Origin of the sequence: Arcticibacter sp., assembly GCF_045629565.1 — a bacterium.
Taxonomy (GTDB): domain Bacteria; phylum Bacteroidota; class Bacteroidia; order Sphingobacteriales; family Sphingobacteriaceae; genus Arcticibacter.
Genome location: NZ_JAZQRL010000091.1, coordinates 65,185 through 87,454 on the forward strand (window position 1 = coordinate 65,185; position 22,270 = coordinate 87,454).

Here is a 22,270-nt window from a genome sequence, read left to right on the forward strand (position 1 = left end):
ATTTCAAAAAGAGAATCACAGTCATGAAAAATATACTATATGTTCTAACTGCCCTCACCGGTATAGTACTGGTGGGATGCAGTAAGGAAGTTGAAATAGAGCTGGATATTCCGGGAGGACCGGAGTACGCGATGGTGTACATGCCTCAGGCAAACGAGAATCCAAAGGAGGTTGCACTGAGTATCACCGACTCCATTTTCCAGCTTACATACAGCGCCTACCTTGGCGGTACACATAAAGCTTCAGGTCCTATACGCGTTAAATTTGATGTGCTGCCCGCTATGGTAGACAGCTTCAATGTCAAAAACGGAACGTCCTTTCAGCTCATGCCGGAAGGAAGCTTTCAAATTGAAAATGCAGAAGCTATTATTGCCAAAGGCTCGTCATCCTCTGATGCGTTGAAGGTTAATATCAGATCTAAAGGTTTTATTGAACCGTTCCAATCTTACTTACTTCCCATAAGTCTTACCGAGGCTGAATCCAAGGTAAACACCTCACTCAGTACAGCCTACTTCATCATTACAGGCTCCTACGCTCCGGGCGAGGTTGAGCGCGAGAAAGCCTATGCGTTTGGTCAGGATGCGGGTCTTTCATTATTTGATTTTAATGGAAAGCTGGTTCAAAGGACACCTGATGGTGAATTACTTCTTTTCTCGGCTGACGAAAACGGACAGTTTGTGACGCCGAAGCAAATTGGTACCGGATGGGATGTATTCGACATGATCATTCCCTTTGGTGGAGACAGGTTTATTGGCCGATGGGCGAGCGGAGCGGGTGATATTACTCAGTATAAGGTAAGTGCGGACGGGGTCTTTGGTGCAAGCAAAACGATCGGATTTGGGTGGGGCACCTTTGCCAGGATCATACCATACAAAGAGAATCTTCTGGGCATTGATGCGGCTGGCGCGATGACGATGTATCCTTTAAACTCTGCCGGCGACTTTGATTTCGGGCGCATCAAGAATATCGGTGGAGGCTGGGGGATTTTCAAGCAGATTATTCCTTATCAAAATTCCCTGCTGGCGATCGATCAAGCTGGTGACATGTACGAATACCCATTGTCTGAGACCGGAGTATTCGGAAACCGGAAGAAAGTCGGTTCTGGCTGGGATATGCATACACTGGTAGTTGCGTCGGGCACCGACCTCCTTGCCCTCGATTCTGCAGGAGATCTGTGGAGATACAAATTTAATCCGCTGGGATTCTGGCCTCTAAAAAAATAAAATCTGATGAAGTTGATGATAATGAAGTCTTTGATAATTGCAGCTGTATGCTCAGTATTTACCATTCACTCGGCAGTCGGGAAGACATTAAGAGAGCCCCAAGCGCCTGACCTGAAGCCAGCTGCTGACTTGATTAAGAGAGTTCTTCCCAAGTATGCTGACCGGTTTAAGATTGTATACATCCCGAAGGAGGACAATAAAGATGTATTTGAGCTGGAAACCGAAGGCAGCAAGGTCGTTTTAAAAGGGAATAACGGCGTTTCCATTGCAAGCGCATTTAATTATTGGCTCAAAAACTATGCACATTGCGATATCAGCTGGAATGGAAGTAATCTGAATATTCCAAAGCCTTTCCCGCTGGTTTCTGAAAAGGTGCGGAAAGTTACCCCATATAAATACCGTCATTATCTTAACTATTGCACATTCAATTACACCGCCTCGTGGTGGGACTGGGAGCGTTGGCAATGGGAAATCGACTTCATGGCAATGAACGGAATCAATATGCCACTTGCTCTAACCGGTCAAAATTCAATATGGGATAAAGTGTACCGAAGCATGGGCTTTGGGGATCAGGATATGGATGCGTTCTTTAGCGGCCCAGCCTATTTTAACTGGTTTTGGATGGGAAATCTTGATGCCTGGGGAGGACCTTTATCAAAGGACTTCATGAAATTTCATGAGGATCTGCAGAAGCAAATTCTTGCCCGGGAGAGGGAGCTTGGAATGACCCCTGTACTGCCATCTTTCACCGGCCACGTTCCGCCTTCCTTTAAAGAAAAGTTTCCTGAAGTTAAATTAAACACTACTCAGTGGGGTATAAATGTGGCACCGGTATATGTTTTGGACCCGGAGACACCATTGTTTACAGAGATTGGCAAGAAGTTTCTGGAAGAACTTACCCGCACGTTCGGCACAGACCATCTTTACTCCGCAGATACGTTCAATGAGATGATCCCTCCAAGCAACGATTCCCTCTATCTGAATGGAATGGCTAAAAAGATCTTTAATTCGATGACTGCCGTCGACACGCAGGCCACCTGGGTGATGCAGGGCTGGATGTTTTTGGATAAGCCGAACTTCTGGCAACCCACACAGATGAAAGCGCTGTTTAGTGCCGTACCAGAGGATAAGCTGATTGTTCTAGACCTGAACAGTGAAGTATATCCCGTATGGAGCCGAACAGAGGCATTTTATGGTGAAAACTGGATATGGAACATGCTCCATAATTTCGGAGGAAGAGTAAGCATGTATGGCGATATGGAGAAAATTGCGAAGGATCCTGCCGACGCTCTTAATGATCCGAAGTCCGGAAAGATGGTTGGCATAGGTCTGACTATGGAGGCTATAGAGCAGAATCCTGCTATCTACGCGCTGATGTTTGAAAACGTGTGGCGGAAAGAGAGGATTCCCCTGGGAGATTGGCTAAAAGACTATGCGCATCGCCGTTACGGCAGCCGGAATCCGGAAGCAGAGAAAGGGTGGGAAATTCTTGAAAAAACCGTCTATGGGCACCAACCCTGGTGGGGAACCTCTTCTATCATAACAGGCAGACCAACTTTTGAAAAGGAGACAACGTGGACTTATACTCATATTCCTTATAATTCACTGGAGCTGTTTGGCGCATTGGAGCACTTCATAGCTGCTTCTGGTAATTTGAGGAAAAGTGAAGGGTTTCAATACGACCTGGTGGATATTACCAGGCAGGTACTTGCAAATTACTCCAACGTTTTGCAACAGGACTTTGCTAAAGATTACCACAATAAAGACATCCGCGCCTATTTGGAAAAAAGAAATCGTTTTCTTCAACTCATTGATGACATGGACAAGCTCCTGGCAACCCGAAAAGACTTTTTGCTGGGCCGGTGGTTGAACGAGGCTAGACGCCGCGGTTCCAACGATAGAGAGAAAGACCTTTTTGAGAAAAATGCGCGTGACCTGATCACACTGTGGCTCGATAAGGATTGTAATATCCATGAATACGCGGCAAAGGAGTGGTCAGGTATGCTGCGCGGATTCTATAAACCGCGGTGGGAAAAATTTTTCGCCTACGTTGACGAATGCGACGCCTCAGGGAAGGCCCCGGATATGAAACAATTTGAAGAGAACATTAAACACTGGGAATGGTCCTGGGTGAACGCAAATGAACCATACACCGAAAAACCGACTGGCGATCCGGTTAATGTGGCATTAGCCATGTTCAAAAAATACGCACCATTGATTAAAAGTGCTTATCCAAACTCGACACTTAGTAAAAATAATAAATAAACCCTACGATTATGACGAAAAAGAAATGGATGCTTTGCAAGCTTATTGCAATGATTATTTTCTTCACAGCCATTAGCAGTCATTTAGCACAAGCGCGGCAAGTTGATGAGACCAAGTTTAATAAACAAAGTTGTCTGGATCTCATTAAGAGAATACTTCCAAAATATGCAGATCGATTTGAAGTGGAGTATGTTCCGCAAAAAAATAATAAAGACGTATTTGAACTGGAAAGCAGAAACGGCAAGGTGGTCTTGCGAGGTAACAACGGGGTCTCTGTTGCCAGTGCGTTCAACCATTGGTTGAAGAATTATGCTCGTTGCGACATAAGCTGGAACGGAACAAACTTGGATATTCCATCGCCCTTTCCAATGCCGCAAGGCAAAATACATAAGGTGACACCTCATGACTACCGGCATTACTTTAATTACTGCACATTTAATTACACATCATCCTGGTGGGATTGGGAGCGATGGGAATGGGAAATCGACTTTATGGCTTTAAACGGCATTAATATGCCTTTGGCCATGACTGGACAGAATGCGCTCTGGGATCGGGTTTACCGAAGCATGGGATTCGACGACGCGGATATGGACGCGTTCTTCACTGGACCGGCCTACTTTATGTGGTTTTGGGCGGGAAATATTGACGGCTTAAACGGACCTCTCCCAAAGAGTTGGATGAAAAGCCATGAAGAGTTGCAGAAGAAGATACTCGCTCGCGAACGTGAGCTCGGGATGAAGCCGATCCTTCCGGCTTTTAGCGGACACGTTCCACCAACCTTTAAGAAGCGATTTCCAAACGCTCAGGTCGATACCCTCAATTGGGAAGGCCGCTTTGCAGATACATACGTTTTAAGTCCTGACGATCCTTTATTTCAGGAGATTGGTGATAAATTCATGCAGGAACAGGACAAGGCGTTTGGTAATACCGACCATCTTTATGGTGCCGATACCTTCAATGAGATGTTTCTTCCACACGAAGACACTGCTTATGTAAGAAAGATCGGTAGAGCTGTATACAACGGGATGGCCAAAGTTGATCCCCAAGCAGTGTGGGTAATGCAGGGATGGATGTTTTGGGACAAACGCGACTTTTGGAAGCCAGAACGGGTGAAGAACTACCTCAGCGACGTACCTGACGATAACCTGATTATACTTGATTTGTTCGGGGAAGAACAACCCATCTGGAACAAAACGGATGCCTTTTACGGAAAAAAATGGATCTGGTGCATGCTTCACAACTTCGGCGGCAAAAATCCTTTGTTCGGAGACCTTGATTATATAGGCCGAGAACCTGCAGAAATGGTGCACGATCCAAACAGGGGACGCCTGTCGGGAATCGGTCTGGTGCCTGAAGGTATTGAACAGAATCCGGTGGTGTATTCTCTGATGCTTAATCACGTTTGGGATGATCAACCTGTGAATGTCAAAGAGTGGCTTATAGATTATGCACACAGTCGTTATGGGAAGAGAAACCAATTTACGGAAGAGGCATGGAGGACGTTACACCAAACGGCTTATGCTCAGGAAGGGAGTCATGAAACCATCATTGTTGCGCGGCCTACCTTCGAAAAGGATAATGACTGGGCTTATACAAAAACGCCTTATGCACCTGAAAAATTGATTCCTGCCTGGGAAAGCTTTCTTAACGCAGCCGATGAATTAGGCAAGAACGATTGCTTTCAGTTTGATCTCGTAACTGTAGGCAGGCAGGTGCTTGCCGACTTCGCTTTGGTTGAACAGCAAAAGATGGCAAAGGCCTTTAAGGATGGTGATATGGAAGGCTTCAAGAGGTCGAGCTCGGATTTTCTGCGCTTGATTGAGGACATGGACAAGCTGATGGCAACCAGACGGGATTTTCTCTTGGGAAGATGGCTTAATGACGCCAAAAAATGGGGTACAAATCAAAGCGAAAAGCGCTTGTACGAAAAGAATGCCAGGGACCTGATCACCCTTTGGGGAGGAAAAGACGCTTCCTTACATGAGTATGCAAATAAGCAATGGTCTGGTTTGTTCAATGGGTTCTATAAAAAACGCTGGGAGATGTTCGTACGTGAGGTCGAATCTACAACAAGAGCAGGGAAGAAATTTGATCAGCAAGCTTTTAACGAGAAGGTCAAAGATTGGGAGTGGAATTGGGTAAACAGCACAGAAAGCTATCCAGACAAACCTAAGGGGAATCCCATAGCGGTTTCTAAAGCGATGTTCAAGAAATACGCTGATAAAATGAAAAAAGCTTACAGTGTTGCGCTGGCCGACAGGTAACCTGCAACCATATTAATAACAACAACGATACTAAATAACAACAACAGGAAAATTTATTGACATGATAAGAATTACAGAACAACCTTCTTTGTATAACGATTTGGAACAAAAAAGAATAGAAGAAATCACCGCGGGGATCAATACAGAAGACAAGAAGGTGGCTCTAGCAATAGAACAGGCACTCCCACAGGTAAACAAACTCATAGAAGCTATAGTAAATAAGCTGAAAAATGGAGGGAGGATGTTTTACCTCGGTGCGGGTAGCGGCGGGCGGCTCTCCGTTCTTGATGCGATAGAATTGCCTACCACTTATGGAGTGGACAGCGACCTTGTGAACGTTGTGCTCGCTGGAGGTGTGGAGAATCTGGTCAGTGCGCTTGAAGAAAAGGAAGATGATGTCGAGGAAGGCTGGGACACATTAAAGGAAGCGAATATCACTACTAAAGACATCGTGGTCGGGATCTCAGCAAGTGGTACGACGCCTTTTGTTATATCCGCACTTAAAGAGTGTCGGAAGAATAATATCACCACCGGATGTTTAGTGAGTAATGCAGACTCGCCGATCGCTGCTGAATCCGATTTTCCGGTGGAGGTGATTACAGGGCCGGAGTTTATCACAGGTAGTACCAGAATGAAATGTGGTACCGCACAGAAAATGCTATTTGACATGATTTCAACCACAGTAATGATCCAGTTGGGCAGGGTAGAAGGCAATAGTATGGTTAACGTGAAATTGATAAACGATAAGATCGTCGACCGTGGAGTAAAGATGTTGATGGCCAAGACCAATATTATCAATTACGACCAGGCCAAATCCTTTCTTCTGCAATATGGTAGCGTAAAAAAGGCTCTTGAAAATTACCTGACTATCACACACTAGTACGCCATTGATTGCTTATGAATTTCAAATTTATATTCAGTTGCCTCTTTCTCTTTTTCGCAGAAATCTGCAACGGGCAAACAAGTGAGCTGCCTATTATACCCGCACCTGCCAACGTGGTGCGGGGCAAAGGCAGCTTTGCGGTGACAACCCGAACTGAAATTGTTTATTCAAACGAGCAGTCACGCAAAAAAGCATCAATCCTTGCCGACTATTTCAAGAAGAACTACAATTTGAAGTTAGCACTTAAGAAAAAGCGGGAGGATAGCGAAATCAATACCATCAACTTTGTATGGGAAGACCGGCCAGAAGCGGAGAAAGAAGCCTATTTGCTTTCTGTTAAGCCGGGTTTAATAAGCATTTCAGGGGATGATGCCGGGTTGTTTTATGGACTTCAGACGCTCCTTCAAATGATGAGCAGCAAGGACGGAAAGGTCTCGATCGCATGTGCCGAGATCGTTGATAAGCCACGTTACCCATTTCGAGGTATCATGCAAGACGTAGGCTATCATATCTATCCGATATCGTTCATTAAAAGTCAGATTGAGATGCTTGCGAAGTATAAAATGAATGTCTACCACTGGCATTTGACTGAAGACCATGGTTGGCGTATCGAAATTAAGAAATATCCAAGACTGACTTCTGTTGGTGCTTACCGGGCAAGTAGTCCAGTAAGCCACTATACAGATTCACTTAGTGGAAACGACCACCTTGGTTATGGAGGTTTTTATACACAGGACGAGATTAAAGATGTGGTTGCTTTTGCGGCGGAACGACACGTTGCGGTTATTCCGGAAATTGAGTTACCAGGGCACTCACTCGCTGCACTGGCAGCATATCCCGAACTGGCATGCGGAGATAGTCCGGGCCCCTTCAAGGTAGCCGAGCAATGGGGCATTTATGAGGACGTTTATTGCGCCGGAAAGGAACAGACATTTAAATTTCTACAGGACGTTCTGACCGAAGTAATCGATCTGTTTCCGGCCACCTATATTCATATCGGCGGAGATGAGTGCCCAAAGGTGAAGTGGAAAGATTGCAAATATTGCCAAAAGCGGATTCAAGACAATAAACTGGAGGATGAATTTGAGCTGCAAAGCTACTTTGTAAAACGGATCGAAAAATTTGTCAATTCAAAAGGAAAAAAGATTATTGGTTGGGACGAAATCCTGGAAGGTGGTCTCGCCCCGAATGCGACAGTGATGAGTTGGAGAAATATCGAAGAAGGGGTGAAGGCAGCGCGGCAGGGCCATGATGTGGTCATGGCTCCAATGTCTCATCTTTATTTTGACTTTATTCAGGGAAAACGAGAACTGGAGCCCTTGGCCATAGGATGGGGATACAATACACTTCCTCGCGTTTACGCATACGATCCGACTCCGGGAGAACTAACCAGCGAGCAGAAAAAACACATTATTGGTGTGGAAGCACCAATCTGGACCGAACACATGGACACCCATCGCAAGGTGGAGTACATGCTATATCCCAGGTTAATGGCGCTTTCAGAAGTGGCCTGGACACAGCCAGAAAGAAAGGACTCGATTAGCTTTTTTGAACAGCGTCTACCTGTACATCTTGCACAGCTGGATAAGACCTCGAGGATTTACAGAGTTCCCGAACCAATCGGAATCTTGGATACTACATATTTCGGAAATGAATTTAAGCTCGAACTGAAAGCTCCGGTTGCTGGTGCAAGCATATACTACAATTTCGAAGGTCAGGATGCGCGGGAAACGGACTTCTTGTACGAGAAGCCGATTCATATCATTCTTCACAAAGGAGAGAAGAGACAAGTTAAAGCAATCGTAGTCACACCTTCCGGAAAACGGAGCCTGAATACTTCTGCGTTATTTATTAATCCCTAAAGGACGCACTTAATGCTCCTTCGACAACATAAGAAAACATGCAGCGAATATCTCATACATTATTTTCACTTATCTTTCTGTTGAGCTGTTTGACAGGTACAAGTCAAACCTCGTACCGCGCCGGTTTTGCAAAGGCAAGTATTGAACCCGGCTCGTTTCCCTTTTCTTTGGCTCTTGCCGGGTATGGCGCGCCAAGGGAAGGTCGTTTCTCTCTGGATTGGATTAAATGTGATAAGGTTAGTCCTGCTACGGCATTTACCGGACAGGCGGGCGATCTGCTAATCATAAGTGACGGTGATGTCAGACAAGCCTCGGTGTCCCTGATGAATTGGAGTACTTTAGCCGGGGCAAATGGAATTAAACTTCTGGCAGGCGGACAAAGAAATTTGTACGGCATAGATTCCCTTGGCAATGTGTATTTGTCGGCACCTCGGAAACGCCTGGGATGGAGAAAAGTGGGCTTTGTGAAAGACCCGGTAGCAGTTGCTGCTTCGGCTAAGGAGCTTTTTGTTGCTGACAGGTCTGGCGTCATATATCGGGCCGCTACATCTCAGAGAACGCTTAAATGGGATCGCTTGACGGGCCTGCCGGGTGTACAAAGCATTGTTTCCCACCTCGGCAGCATCTATGCCCTTACCAGTAATAATGATATTTTAAAGTTTGACTTGAGTAACAGCGGCGGAAAATGGCTCAAAGTTGCCGGCTTTAATAACGTCTCATATGATGTTCATATTCAACATTTAGCTGTTTCTGCAAATACGCTGTACGGTATCGATGACGATGGCAACATTTATAAAGGAGCCCATCAAACAGATGGCAACCTTTCTGTAACAGCACTTGCTATAGGATCAGGCAAGCAAACAGCGATCATCGTGGGAGCAGATTTATGTGGCTTCAATCATGAGTTCATCTCAAGTATAAAGGAGGAGGTTTTTAGAAAGCTTAAAATTCCTGCCTCAGCCATATTGATAAACGCATCCCACACTCATTTTGCTCCTGTAAGTCAGAATTGGCTCACCTGGGGAGAGCATACTCAAATACCTGATAGCGTTTATCTTAATAACACTGTTCGACCAGCCCTTGTAAATTCAATTGTAAACGCCGTGCGAAACATGTCGGATGCGGAACTCTTTTTTGGGAGAGGAAGCACCGCTATAGGTGCAAACCGCAGTATAACTGAAAGCCCTGTTCCGCACGACAAGGATGTCGATGTGCTAACTGTAATTCAAAAGAAAAGTAAAGAAAAGACCGTTCTGTTTTCAACGGGTTGCCATCCGGTATTCAACAATTCTGGTGCAGAGGGTTTTAGGATCAGTCCTAATTTCCCGGGGGTCACACGCAGCATACTCGAAAAGGATAGTGGCATCAGTAACGGGATATTTATTCAGGGATGTGCAGGAGATATCAATCCCCTGGACATGAGTCATCAGGTCACCGGAGAGAAGTTAGCATCAGAAATCAAAAAGGTTTTAGGTCGCCCCATGCAAAAACTCAGCGGCGGGGTTTCCTGCTTCCTCGACTCTTTGAATTTTCCGGTGAAGCACTGGGATAAGGACCGTATCCTCGCTTTCAGAAAGGAGAATCAAGAAGATAAGGGAAATGTGGGTTTGGAAAAAAACGTGAGGTGGGCTGATCTTATGTTAAAACTGGAAAAAGAAAATAACGTCCCCTCTACATTGCCGGTTTACGTTCAAACACTGAATATTGGTAGTTGGAAACTTGTGGGTCTATCCCGAGAAGCGGTTACGGAGTACAGTATCGGGATTAAAAAGATTTGGCCAGACAAGCTTGTTAGCGTAGCCGGATATTGCAACGACGTATCTAGTTATCTGCCAACCGAGCGTCACATCAACGCTGGTGTCTATGAGGGGATCGACTCTTTTTTCTGGTATGGACAGCCTTCGTTGTTTCCTGAATCAGTACTGGGAGATATTATTAGCAGAATAAAGGAAAATAATCATTAAGGCATGACCATAATAACAGACGAAGTACAACCAGTACGTGTTACAAAACCGGGAATGAACCCCCTGTTTATTATAGGAGCATTATTCTTTGTTTTCGGTTTTATCACCTGGCTAAGCTCCGTTTTAATACCTTATCTACAGATTGCCTGTGAACTAAACAACTTTGAATCCTATTTAGTCGCCTTTTCATTTTACGTCTCCTATCTGGTTATGGCCATTCCTTCAGGTTGGTTTTTGAAACTGACAGGCTTCAAGAATGGGATGTCGTATGGATTACTTATAATAGCAGTAGGCTCCCTGATTTTTATCCCTGCGGCTTTAACACGGACATATGGGTTGTTCCTGTTTGGATTGTTTGTTCAAGGCACAGGCCTGGCTGTGCTACAGACAGCCTCAAATCCATATGTAGCCGTGCTCGGCCCACTGGAGAGTGCTGCCAGGCGAATAAGTATTATGGGAATTTGCAATGGGATAGCAGGTGCTATAGCACCCGTAATATTGGGAGCTGTGATCTTGAGCGATGCCGACAAAATTAAAACCGATCTTTCCGCAATGTCTGCACAGCAAAGGATAATGGAATTGGATTCGCTCGCAAGAGAAGTCATCTTGCCATATGTATTAATTTTTCTTGTTCTCGGAGCCCTGGCATTCATCGTGTACCGATCGTCTTTGCCAGACATTGATACAGATACAGAAGACGACTTGAACGGTGTAGTGAATATGGATAAAACCAGTATCCTTCAATTTCCGCACCTGTTGCTAGGTGTGTTGTCACTATTCTGCTATGTGGGAGCCGAAGTTATTGCCGGCAATACCATTGTGGGCTATGCGAACTGGCAAGGGATGAACTTATCCGATGCCAAGTTCTTTACCTCATTGACCTTAATCGGCATGCTTGGGGGATATTTTGTCGGAATAGTTTGCATCCCAAGATATGTCTCCCAGGAAAATGCACTGAGGATATCAGCTGTCCTGGGTATCATTCTAACCCTGGCCGTATTGCATACTAATGGTGTCACTTCTGTGCTATTCGTTGCCCTGTTAGGTATAGCGAATTCGCTGATTTGGCCTTCGATTTGGCCACTTGCCATTGCTGATCTCGGGCGGTTTACAAAAATAGGATCCTCTTTGCTGGTGATGGCTATAGTTGGAGGGGCAGTGATCCCTCTTTTATACGGATACGTTGCAGATCTATCTGATCTCAGGACTGCCTATTGGTTATTGGTGCCATGTTATAGTGCGGTTTTATTTTATGCCCTATGGGGATATAAAATTCGTGCCGTAAGAAATACCTTAAATGAATTTAAATAATCGCACATGATATTAATTGCAGATGGAGGCTCTACCAAAACCAGCTGGTGTTTGGTTAACAATGAAGGCCGCGAAACTTATTTTGAAACGGAAGGATACAACCCGTATTTTGTAGATAGCAGCTATATTCTTAGATCTTTACATGAAAGCCTTCCTCCCCATCTAAAAGCCGATAAGGTAACTTCAGTAAGTTTTTACGGTGCGGGCTGCGGGAGTGAGAAAGACAGTGTAGTCATGGAAGCGCTTCAAGTTGTCTTTGCAAATGCCAGAGTAGAGGTGGCAATGGATCTGGTCGCTGCCGCCAGGGCACTGCTGGGTTCAACAGCAGGATTTGCCGCTATCTTAGGGACGGGAACCAATACCTGTTTATACGATGGGCGGGAGATAATTCAGAATATAGATTCCCTTGGCTTTATCCTTGGAGATGAAGGCAGCGGGGGAGCTATGGGAAAGAGGTTCCTCGGTGATTATATTCGGGGACTTCTTCCTCAAGAATTATCTGAGATCTTCGTTAAGACATACGACCTTAGTCCTGCTGAGATCATCGACCAAATCTATTCAAAACCGATGGCTAACAGGTTCTGTGCGGGTTTTAGTAAATTTATATATGACCACCTTGAATTTGACTATGCAACCAACCTGGTGAGAAGTAACTTTGACACCTTTTTCTCATCTCTGGTGAGTAAATATCCTGACTATACGAGTTACTCCTTCAACTGTATCGGTTCGGTAGGGTTCAGCTTCAGGCCCATTCTCGAAAAGTCGGCAGCCAGTTTCGGTATGCCCGTAGGTCGTGTGTTGAAATCACCCATGCCTGGTTTAGTTTCATACCATATGGAGTTAGCCGGTTGTCACCAATAGTGGAACCGTGTTTTAGCTCTTTTTAGTCATGGTCTAAGGCATGCTTATTCTGCAGCTGGGGTCATATTAGGTTTGAAAATGATTTAGATGTATATATTAATCATAATGGTATTCATCTGCACTGTTGGTTTTTTTGTTGCTGTCAAAATATTCCCTAGGGGTCATTCCAAATTGTTTTTGAAAATTCTTCGCAAAGTAGCTTTGTGAACTAAATCCGACAATATCACACACCTCAAAGATCTTATATTCTCCCAGTGCTAACAATTCTGCCCCCTTTTTCAAACGTGCAATCTTTATCATTTCATTAGGAGTTAAACTGGATATTGCTTTTATTTTCCTGTAAAGGGTAGGTCTGCTCATGTTCATTTCGCTCGCCAAAAACTCAATATCCAGATCTGTATCAGCCATGTTTTGTTGGATGACTTCGTTCAGTTTTTCAAGGAAAAGTTGGTCAGTTTTCGAACACCCTATTGATTTCATGTTCAAAAGGGGAGTGCGAGCGAAATACTCCTTAATTTTGTTTCGGTTAGAAAGTAGATTAGAGATCTGTACGTGAAGATGTTCGGGCGAAAAGGGCTTCTCAATGTAGGAATCAGCTCCGAGTTCCAGCCCTTTGATTTTTGAGCTTAAAGTATTCTTCGAGGTAAGCAGAATTAACGGAATATGGCTGAATTCTATGTTTGATTTTATGTATTCGCATAATTCAAAGCCATCCATTACCGGCATTCTCACATCACTTATAATCAGCTGGACCATAGTGTTTTCAATTATATTTATCGCCTCCCGGCCATTGGGTGCAGTGGAGACGGCATAGAAGGGAGATAGTTCTCGGGATAAATATTCAAGAATATCTTTATTGTCTTCGACGAGCAGGACAGTAGGTTTTAAAGTAGAAGGTACTTCATTTTCTTTCGATTCAACTGGATGGATTTCCTCTGTTTGGTCTTTTTCGTGATGTAATTGAAACTCTTTTTCATGACGAGCCGGTAGCGTTAATATAAATACATTCAAGTAGCTTATTGAGGTGACACATAAACTGCCTTTATGCAACTCAGTCAACGACCTCGCGATGGGTAAGCCTATTCCGGTCCCCAACTCGTTCTCAGACACCTCCATTCTATAGAATGGTTCAAATATTCTATCTCTTATCTCCTCTGGGATATATACCCCGTCATTTTTAATGCGTATGACAAAATTTTCTTCTTCCGCATCATGGGGAGCGAGTTCGATATAGACGTTTTTTTCCGAATATTTTATTGCATTGCTAAACAGATTACTCAAAATCTTGGTCACTGCCGCGACGTCGACGTAAGCCAGCACGTCTTTTTCCGGAAGCTCGATAATATAGGTTAAACCTTTGGAGTCTGCGGCGAGTTTGAATCTAAGAAAGGTCTCATGCAATAATTTTGAAATATTAACTCTGATGAAGGATAGACTGAAGCCCTTCGATTCTGCCTTTCTGAAATCCAATAGTTGATTAGTCAAATCTAAAAGATGATGTGTATTCTTTTCCATGATCTTCAGGCTATCTTTTATCTCCAAAGGACTCTTTTCGTTTTTTATTATATTTTCAAGGGGAGCCAATATGAGTGTAAGTGGAGTCCTGATTTCGTGTGTGACGTTGGTGAAGAACTCAATTTTGGCGTGATAAATCTCTCTCTCTTTCTCCGCTTCAAGATGTTCTATTTCACGCTCTTTTTCTATTTCTAATAGTTGTATTTTTCTTTTGTTTTTTTGTTCTTGTCGCTTATGGTAGTCGCGAACACAATAATACGTTGCTGCCAAAGCTAGCATAAAATAAATAATATATGCCCAATTTGATGCCCAGTATGGAGGGGAAATTTCAATAGTTAACCTCGCCGGCTCATCATTCCATACGCCGCTGTTATTAGCACCTTTCACGAGAAAGGTGTAGATTCCCGGAGGGAGGTTTGTAAAGTATATTTTTCTGTTGGTTTTTAAATAACTCCACTCATCATCCAGCCCTTCCATCTTATAGGCATACTCATTTACTTCTGGTGCGGTATAGCTTAATGCGGCAAAATCAATGCTGAATGTGGCCTGATTGTAATCGAGATGTATATAATTGGTAGAGGTAATCGATTCTTTGAGTGGCGAGTTCTCTTGGTTGATAGTTAATTCCCTGTCGTAGATCTGAAAGCCTGTTATATAAATTGGCGGCGTAAATCTGTTTCTCGAGAAGTTGTTAGGATCAAAGCTTATCATTCCGTCCACACTGCCGAAATACATTCGTCCATTGGTATCTTTATAAGCCGAATTGTAGTTAAACTGGTCTGTGAGCAGACCGTCAGCTTTTGTGAAAACCTTCACCGTTTCCAGTTTGGGATCAAAAAAAGTTAGACCCCTCGATGTACTTATCCATAGCTTCTTTGTTTTGTCTTCCAATATTCGGAACATGATATTGCTCGGAAAACCATCCTTAGTTGAATAACGCTTGAAAGTATTGGTCTTTCTGTGAAACTTGCAGAGGCCTCCCCCCTCAGTAGCAAACCACAAATCGTGATTGCTGTCTTCAAAAATGCTGTTGATAGCATTGCTGCTTATACTGTTACTGTCAGTTGCATGGTACCTATAATTACCACTTTCTTTTGTTTTGGGTCGGAAATAAAAAACACCGTTCTCAAGAGTTCCAGCCCAGATTGTTCCCGTGTGGTCTTCGAACACGGAGTAAATAAAGTCATTGGTAGCTATATCAGGCACCACGGTGAAGTTATCTTTAAGTGAATCATACCGATATAAACCAAGTCCGGTGCCGGCAAATATTTCCCCCGCAGATGTTTTATAAAGGGAGATTATAAAGTTGCTTCTGGAGGAACTGGTTCCATTATTCAAAGAATAGTGCTTGATCACATTGCCGGTATGGATATTAAGAACATCCAGACCTCTCTCAAAAGTGCCAATCCACAGCTCGTTGTCATTGGCTAGCAAACCATGGATATTAGAATAAGCCAGGCCTTTGGCAGTCCCTGTTGGCTTAATATGAATGAATTTTCCCGTCCTTTTGTCTAATTTGTTTAAGCCTGCATCCTCTGTTCCTATCCATAGGTTTTCGTTTTTATCTGCACAGATTTCTCTAACAGCATGTCCGCTTATGGAATTAACCAAACTTTGCGGAAAGAACTTTTCGAAAGGAGCATAAGGCTTAGGGAAATAGCTGATACCGCCGAAGTAGGTTCCTGCCCAAATTCCGCCTTCTTTATCTTTACACAAAGTATAAACGGCATTGTCAGCTAGCGAATATGGATTCGTATTACTCTTTTGTAGGTTGATAAAGTCGTTCTTGCCTGGATTGTAGATATAGATACCTGATTCGGTCGCTATCCAATACTCTCCATCCGCATTCTTGATGAAATCCCTGGCATAAATCTCTGTCTTATCTTGGTTGTAAGTTAAAACATCCTGATATGTCTTCTTTTCAATATCAAAAAGCTTAACACCCTGGCTGGAAGTGCCTATTAGTATGGTCTGATCACCTGTATAGTATATTTTTTTTATCCATTTGGAAGATGTATACTTTGATTGATTGAAGAGATCGAAATTCAGAAACGAATTGTTTTCTGGCAGGTATTTCTTAATATGACCATCGCCGGTAGATATCCATATATTATTATTTTCGATGCAGATAGATGTAATATTAAAGTTATCCCTCGCCTTGAAAGGTATCAGCTTTCTTGTTTTGATATTGTATTTTACAAGCGTTAAGCCTGAAAGGAACCACAGATTTCCCTGATCGTCCAGTTTTACATCACCAATATTATTACCGGCAGTGATTCCCAAGAGTGTAAAATCTTCTGTTTTTTCATTATATCGATATAAGCCTTTTGTTGTTCCAATCCACAGCGTACCGTAAGCATCTTCATAAATAGAACTTATGTAGTTGCTGCCTAGCGATTTCTTTTTTTTAGGATTGTGTCTGAACACTTTAAAGCTATATCCATCAAATCTGTTAAGGCCATCCCTCGTTCCGAACCACATAAATCCTTTCTTATCCTGAAGACTACAAAATACAATGTTATTAGAGAGCCCGTTTTCTACTTTAAAATGCTTAAAATAATACTGGGCATTAAGGTTTTGACTGCCTGCTATAAACAGGATAAGAAAGTAGGCTAGATATTTCAAGATTATAAATGGTTTATGCAAATATAAGTTTGAGAACCAATAAAGAGCGTTGTAGAGTAAGATTGAGACTTTCTTTTTCAATTCTGTTACGATTTTACTAATCATAACAGGTCAAAATAGTTTCCTTTGAACTACCAATTATACGGACCTGACGACCAACATTTAAACTTAAATAAACCTTAAATTATGAGACCAATTTTACGCAAAGTAGAGGGTGCCTGCCACTACGAGCATACATCTCTCGAGGATAATCAAAAAGTCAAAGAGACAGATTTCCCACTGTTCTTATTATTTTTTTTCTTGTTTATGGCTGCTGCAATCTTTGTTCAAGCACAGACAACCATCAAGGGAAAGGTTTCAGATGAAAAAGGTGAAGCTCTTCCCGGAGTAACAGTAAAAGTGAAAAACAGTACTATAGGCACTTTTACTGATCTTCAAGGTAATTATAGCATCTCCATTCCAGAACCCAATGCTCCTCTTGTTTTTAGTTTTATTGGATATACCCAGCAGGAGGTCGCGGTAAGAAACCAGCAGATTATTGACGTAACGATGAAGGCTCAAGCTGGAAGTTTGGAGGAGATCGTCGTTGTGGGTTATGCCACACAACGGAAAGGAAGCGTTGCAGCAGCGGTGAGCACAGTAAGAGCTGATGATCTGGCAAGAACAACCTCAACTACGGTAAGCGGGGCTCTGGTAGGTAAAACTTCGGGAATTTCATTCAGGCAGAAATCCGGTCAGCCAGGCAACGCTACCGCCATACAGATAAGAAATCTAGGCACTCCTTTGTATGTCATTGATGGTGTAATGAAGGACGAGGGCCAGTTCAATAATCTGGATGTAAATGATATTGAAAGCATTTCGGTGCTTAAAGACGGTTCCGCGGCAATTTATGGTGTCAAAGCGGCAAACGGAGTTATATTGGTTAGCACAAAAAAAGGGGGAATTAACCAGAAACCAGCCGTGACAGTTAATACCTATTACGGCGAGCAAGAGTGGTTCAGGTATCCTCAGTTGCTCACTGCATATGAATGGCACTATGCTAATTTGATGAAAGATGTTAATAACGGATCGTACACCGGAAATGTAGAGGCAGATAGAGCGATGTTGGAAAAATGGAGAACTGGAGTCTATAATTCTGAAACTGGAGAGGATTACAGGGGGTATGACTGGAAAGATAACTTTGTTAGCAACTCGGCGCCGCAAAAGTATATCAATGCGAACGTTTCGGGAGGTTCAGGAAAGTCGAGCTATTATATCTCATTAGGTCACATCGATCAGGACGCTGTATTTGCAGACTACAACTTCAACAGAACGAACGTTCAAACCAATTTTGAGACGAGTTTAACAGACCGATTTAAAGTTGGTGTTCAGGTTAATGGACGGATAGAATCAAGAGATAATCCAGGAATGCCCGGCGGTGATGATTATGAAGCTGCAAGAGCCGCCGTCTTTCTTCTTCCACCCATTTACAGACCATATGCTAATGATAATCCTTTGTATTTGAATGCAATACCGAACCGACTGGGTGCTAACTTAGCCGCAATGACAAACGAAAATGCAGGTCACTTTCAAAGCGATTGGCGGGTCTTGCAGTCAAACTGGAATGCAGAATATAAAACAGTCGTAAAGGGATTGACTTTAAGAGGATTATATTCATACTATTACGCCAACAGAACTACAGACAACTTTGAGAAAGGTTGGCAAGAATACACGTATGACAGGATCGCAGATAGCTATAAAGTAGCTTACGATAAAACCGCAGCCGGTAATACCTATTTAGTAAAAGGACGTGAAAATATCCAGGAACATACGGGCCAGCTTACATTAAATTTTGACAATACATTTAACCATTTGCATCATATTACGGGTGTTGCTGGCTTCGAATTCTATGAAAGAGGCGGCAATTCTCTAAGCGTACAGCAGAATCCGGTAGATAACAATTTTATAGATCTTATTGCTACTAATCCCCAGAATACAGTTTCAAATACTAGGTACACCCATTCCACAGCAAGTTTCGTTCTAAGGGCGGGGTATGATTATAAGCAAAAGTATATTTTAGAATTTGCCGGTAGATACGATGGTTCATGGAAGTTTCCCAAGAATAAACGCTGGGGATTGTTTCCATCTGTGCAAACCGCTTGGAGACTATCTGAAGAAAGTTTCTTTAAAAACTCTTCCATCTCAAACTGGTTTACAAGTGCTAAACTCCGCGCTTCCTATGGAGAAATGGGAGATGACAATCTGGGCTTCTATCCCGATTTCGCTTATTTGCCAGGCTACAACTACAATGCAGGAGGCTATTACATGACACCTTTCCCAAGTAGCACCACAGAGGGGAGAAGAATTTCAGGCATTCAATATAAAGGATTACCTATTACCGACATTTCATGGATGACATCTTCGATGCTGAATGCCGGAATTGACTTGGGCTTTTTAAATAATCGCCTTAACGCGGAATTTGATTTGTTTAAGAGAAAGCGTTCCGGAATCCCAATTATTCCGAATGATATTAGATTCCCGTTAGAAACAGGCTTGGGCGCTCTGCCTCAAAACTTAGATGCAGACCAAACAATAGGGTTTGATGCTTTTATCAGGTGGAATGATAAAATCGATCATTTCGGATATCATATTGGTGTAAATGTAACGCTCGCCCGTCAGAAGTTTGGTGCCAGGTATGGTGAACTTTTCTTCAATTCATGGGACCAGTATCGCTGGTCTCAGAAAGATCGTTGGTCTAATGTATCCGGAGATACACAAACCTGGATGTGGGAAGTGATAGGCCAGTTCCAAACTCAGGAAGAAATTGATAATTACCCCGTAAATATAGATGGTGCAAATAACGCGAACCTTCGCCCGGGCGACTTGATCTTCAAGGACATCAACGGGGACGGCATCATGGATCAGCATGATGAAAGGCCCTTAGGCTATGCCGGTGCAGACTTTCCTGGGAATTCTTCGCTTGGCAATAGAACTCCTCTGATGACTATGGGTTTTAATGTGGGACTTACTTGGAAAGGGATAGATATTGCTGCAGATTTTGCAGGAGGGTTTATGAACACCTTTGTCGGAGATTGGCAAACAAAATGGGGGGTTGACAGAACAACAAATGGCTATTATTATAACAGCATGGACGTTTGGCGGCATGAAGATATTTTAGATCCCAAAAGTCCCTGGATACCGGGCGAATTCCCTTCTATAGGTACGGTATCTGCCCGCTGGTGGAATAACTTTTATACCACCAATGTGAACTACCTGCGCTTGCGAAACTTAGTTTTTGGCTATACGCTACCATTGAAATGGACCCAGAGAGCAGCAGTCTCGAAATTCAGGCTGTATTTCCAAGGTTCTAATCTCGCCTCATGGGATAACCTGAAACGACAGGGATTTGACCCTGAAATTTCTACTGTGAACGGTCAAGACTATCCACAGCATAAGATTTTAACTTTTGGATTAGCAGCAACTTTTTAAATCAGTAATCCTATCGGATTTTAACAAGAGAGATTCTCTTTTGAAAGGCACAATTTATTATGAAAATGAAAACTTTAAATATTTACGAATGCATGCTACTGGTTTTAACATCCTTGGGATTAGGAGCCTGCAGCGACAATTTTTTAGACCAGGAACCTAGCAATCTGATATCTACAACCCAGGCCTATTCATCGCTGGAAGGTGTCAACGGCATCGCCGCGAACTTGTATGCAAGGATCCGGTATGAGCAAGATTTTGCCAGAGACAATGAATCATATGACATCTCAAGGATCGATGAACTGTATAACAATAGCGCTTACAGCTTCGGGCAAGACCCCCTGGGAAATGGTTACAGGCAGTACTATGATTATGGCCTAATTCGCGAAATAAATCTTCATCTGCAAGGCCTTAACAATGTCGGTAATGCGATAACCCCGGTGCAACAAAAATATTTCATAGCAGAAGCACGGTTTATCAGAGCAATGGTGTATTTCCAGATGGTATCGAGAATGGGAGGAATACCCATTATAACAGAAGCCTATGATTATACGAATCAGCCAGCAGTATATGCCAAAGCCAGAGATAAAGAAAGCGATGTCTATGACTTCATCGCTAAAGAGGTTGATGAAATATCAGACGATCTGAATCTCTCAGTAAATGGAAATTACAGTAAAAACAGGGCAACAAAAGGTGCCGCCCTTGCACTTAAATGCCGTGCAATGTTGTATGCTGGTTCCCTTGCACGGAATGAAGCAAAAAGTCGTTCCAAAAACGTTTTCCTTCAAAGTGGAGCTGTTGGTATTCCAGCTAGTATGGCAAACGGATATTTTCAGAAATGTCTGGATGCATTTGAGGAAATCAAAGCGATGGGCTATACATTATACCAGGCTGACAATAATCTTTCGGAGAATTTCTCCAATGCTTTCCAAAGAAAGGGTAATGAAAATAAGGAATTGATCTTTATTAGAGATTACGATGGTGTAACTGTTTTGAATACGTTTACCCAAAGAGCTATTCCTCGTTCACAACGCACAGTAAATAACTCAGGTTCTCAGGTGAATCCCACCTTAAACCTGGCTGAATCTTTCGAGGTGGTTGCAACGCGTCTAAACAGCCCTTTTAGAACCAATGCATTGGCAGAGGTGGTCGAAGAAATGGAGACTCAAAGCTCGAGGCTTTCTTACGTGGTTTACGACCGTCCCAATGATATTTTTAATGGTAGAGATCCACGTCTGGCCGGTACAATTTTAACCCCGGGCTCTCAGTTTCGTGGCAAAGACGTACAGCTTCAGGCAGGATTAGCTGTCTGGAATGGTACTGGTTACGATTTCAAAGCTGTCGACGTGATAGAAAATGTAGGTGCTCCAGTAGGTTTATTCAATGGAATACCCATGACGGGAATAGACGGCCCACATTTCAGGAGCTTCTATACCTCACATTCGGGGTTTTTATTAAGAAAGTTTGTAGATGTAGACCCTGGTTCTGAATCTGTCGGAAAGAGCGATGTGCCCTATGTGATATTCAGGTACGGAGAAATGCTTTTAAACGCCGCAGAAGCAGCCTTTGAACTTGGACTTATGCCTCAAGCCCTGGCTTACATCAATCAGCTCAGAGAAAGGGCTGGCGGTAATACATTTAAGATCACGGAGGGGGAATTAACATTCGAAAGAATCATGAATGAGAGAAGAGTGGAGCTGGCCTGTGAAGACCATCGTTTTTATGATGTTAAACGGTGGAGAACAGCAGATGAGATTTGGAACGGAAGCCAGACCAATCCTTCGGCGGTATTGTACGCCCTGTGGCCTTACAGGATTTACCGCCCGGGGCATGAAACTGACGGTAAATGGCTTTTCAGACGTCTTAGGTTACGGGGAACTCACATCGTAAATGGAGCTGGAAGACAGCCGTTGAAGTTTAACCTCGGAGTTTATTATTCAGACATTCCAGGAAACGCTCTCGGTAATAATCCTTTACTCGAAAAAAACCCTAACCATTAAGTTCCGATATCCAAAGGATGAAAAAGATAAAT

11 protein-coding genes are annotated in these 22,270 nt (G+C 43.2%); 10 read left to right on the forward strand and 1 reads right to left on the reverse strand.

Annotation, left to right across the window (positions count from 1 at the left end; genetic code table 11):
• The first annotated feature begins 23 nt into the window (after positions 1-23).
• From ACKI5J_RS11120 to ACKI5J_RS11155, 8 genes are all read left to right on the forward strand, one after another.
• On the forward strand, positions 24-1,223 hold the full coding sequence (locus tag ACKI5J_RS11120; protein ID WP_407429478.1) for a BT_3987 domain-containing protein: 1,200 nt from the start codon (positions 24-26) through the stop codon (positions 1,221-1,223).
• Positions 1,224-1,229: 6 nt separating this feature from the next.
• Complete coding sequence (locus ACKI5J_RS11125; protein ID WP_407429480.1) at positions 1,230-3,488, forward strand: alpha-N-acetylglucosaminidase; 2,259 nt, start codon at positions 1,230-1,232, stop codon at positions 3,486-3,488.
• 11 nt (positions 3,489-3,499) lie between these two features.
• Entirely contained in the window at positions 3,500-5,752 is a 2,253-nt protein-coding gene (locus tag ACKI5J_RS11130) for an alpha-N-acetylglucosaminidase (protein ID WP_407429482.1), read from the forward strand.
• A gap of 61 nt (positions 5,753-5,813) precedes the next feature.
• The gene (locus ACKI5J_RS11135) at positions 5,814-6,632 is read left to right on the forward strand and encodes an N-acetylmuramic acid 6-phosphate etherase (RefSeq protein WP_407429484.1); all 819 of its coding nucleotides are present in this window, start codon (positions 5,814-5,816) and stop codon (positions 6,630-6,632) included.
• A 17-nt stretch (positions 6,633-6,649) separates the two neighbouring features.
• Positions 6,650-8,497 carry a beta-N-acetylhexosaminidase gene (locus ACKI5J_RS11140; protein WP_407429486.1) on the forward strand — a complete coding sequence of 616 codons (1,848 nt, stop codon included), beginning with the start codon at positions 6,650-6,652 and terminating at the stop codon, positions 8,495-8,497.
• Positions 8,498-8,535: 38 nt separating this feature from the next.
• Complete coding sequence (locus ACKI5J_RS11145) at positions 8,536-10,461, forward strand: hypothetical protein (protein WP_407429488.1); 1,926 nt, start codon at positions 8,536-8,538, stop codon at positions 10,459-10,461.
• A 3-nt stretch (positions 10,462-10,464) separates the two neighbouring features.
• Positions 10,465-11,772: a sugar MFS transporter gene (locus tag ACKI5J_RS11150; protein WP_407429490.1), complete on the forward strand. Its 1,308-nt coding sequence runs from the start codon at positions 10,465-10,467 to the stop codon at positions 11,770-11,772.
• A 6-nt stretch (positions 11,773-11,778) separates the two neighbouring features.
• Positions 11,779-12,633 (forward strand): N-acetylglucosamine kinase, encoded by an 855-nt coding sequence (locus ACKI5J_RS11155; RefSeq protein ID WP_407429492.1) that lies wholly within the window; start codon positions 11,779-11,781, stop codon positions 12,631-12,633.
• Between the two features lie 96 nt (positions 12,634-12,729).
• Here the strand turns inward: ACKI5J_RS11155 and ACKI5J_RS11160 are convergent, their stop codons facing one another.
• Positions 12,730-16,773 carry a two-component regulator propeller domain-containing protein gene (locus tag ACKI5J_RS11160; RefSeq protein WP_407429494.1) on the reverse strand — a complete coding sequence of 1,348 codons (4,044 nt, stop codon included), beginning with the start codon at positions 16,771-16,773 and terminating at the stop codon, positions 12,730-12,732.
• 186 nt (positions 16,774-16,959) lie between these two features.
• Between ACKI5J_RS11160 and ACKI5J_RS11165 the strand changes: the two genes are divergently transcribed.
• Together ACKI5J_RS11165 and ACKI5J_RS11170 are read left to right on the forward strand one after the other, a co-directional pair.
• Positions 16,960-20,241 carry a SusC/RagA family TonB-linked outer membrane protein gene (locus ACKI5J_RS11165; protein WP_407429496.1) on the forward strand — a complete coding sequence of 1,094 codons (3,282 nt, stop codon included), beginning with the start codon at positions 16,960-16,962 and terminating at the stop codon, positions 20,239-20,241.
• 65 nt (positions 20,242-20,306) lie between these two features.
• Positions 20,307-22,238, forward strand: a complete 1,932-nt coding sequence (locus ACKI5J_RS11170) for a RagB/SusD family nutrient uptake outer membrane protein (RefSeq protein ID WP_407429498.1) — start codon at positions 20,307-20,309, stop codon at positions 22,236-22,238.
• Positions 22,239-22,270: the final 32 nt, after the last annotated feature.

Excerpts from the sequence above, each read along its gene's own strand:
- ACKI5J_RS11120 (WP_407429478.1), top strand. The coding sequence starts at position 24 with ATGAAAAATATACTATATGTTCTAACTGCCCTCACCGGTATAGTACTG.
- ACKI5J_RS11125 (WP_407429480.1), top strand. The coding sequence starts at position 1,230 with ATGAAGTTGATGATAATGAAGTCTTTGATAATTGCAGCTGTATGCTCA.
- ACKI5J_RS11130 (WP_407429482.1), top strand. The coding sequence starts at position 3,500 with ATGACGAAAAAGAAATGGATGCTTTGCAAGCTTATTGCAATGATTATT.
- ACKI5J_RS11135 (WP_407429484.1), top strand. The coding sequence starts at position 5,814 with ATGATAAGAATTACAGAACAACCTTCTTTGTATAACGATTTGGAACAA.
- ACKI5J_RS11140 (WP_407429486.1), top strand. The coding sequence starts at position 6,650 with ATGAATTTCAAATTTATATTCAGTTGCCTCTTTCTCTTTTTCGCAGAA.
- ACKI5J_RS11145 (WP_407429488.1), top strand. The coding sequence starts at position 8,536 with ATGCAGCGAATATCTCATACATTATTTTCACTTATCTTTCTGTTGAGC.
- ACKI5J_RS11150 (WP_407429490.1), top strand. The coding sequence starts at position 10,465 with ATGACCATAATAACAGACGAAGTACAACCAGTACGTGTTACAAAACCG.
- ACKI5J_RS11155 (WP_407429492.1), top strand. The coding sequence starts at position 11,779 with ATGATATTAATTGCAGATGGAGGCTCTACCAAAACCAGCTGGTGTTTG.
- ACKI5J_RS11165 (WP_407429496.1), top strand. The coding sequence starts at position 16,960 with ATGAGACCAATTTTACGCAAAGTAGAGGGTGCCTGCCACTACGAGCAT.
- ACKI5J_RS11170 (WP_407429498.1), top strand. The coding sequence starts at position 20,307 with ATGAAAACTTTAAATATTTACGAATGCATGCTACTGGTTTTAACATCC.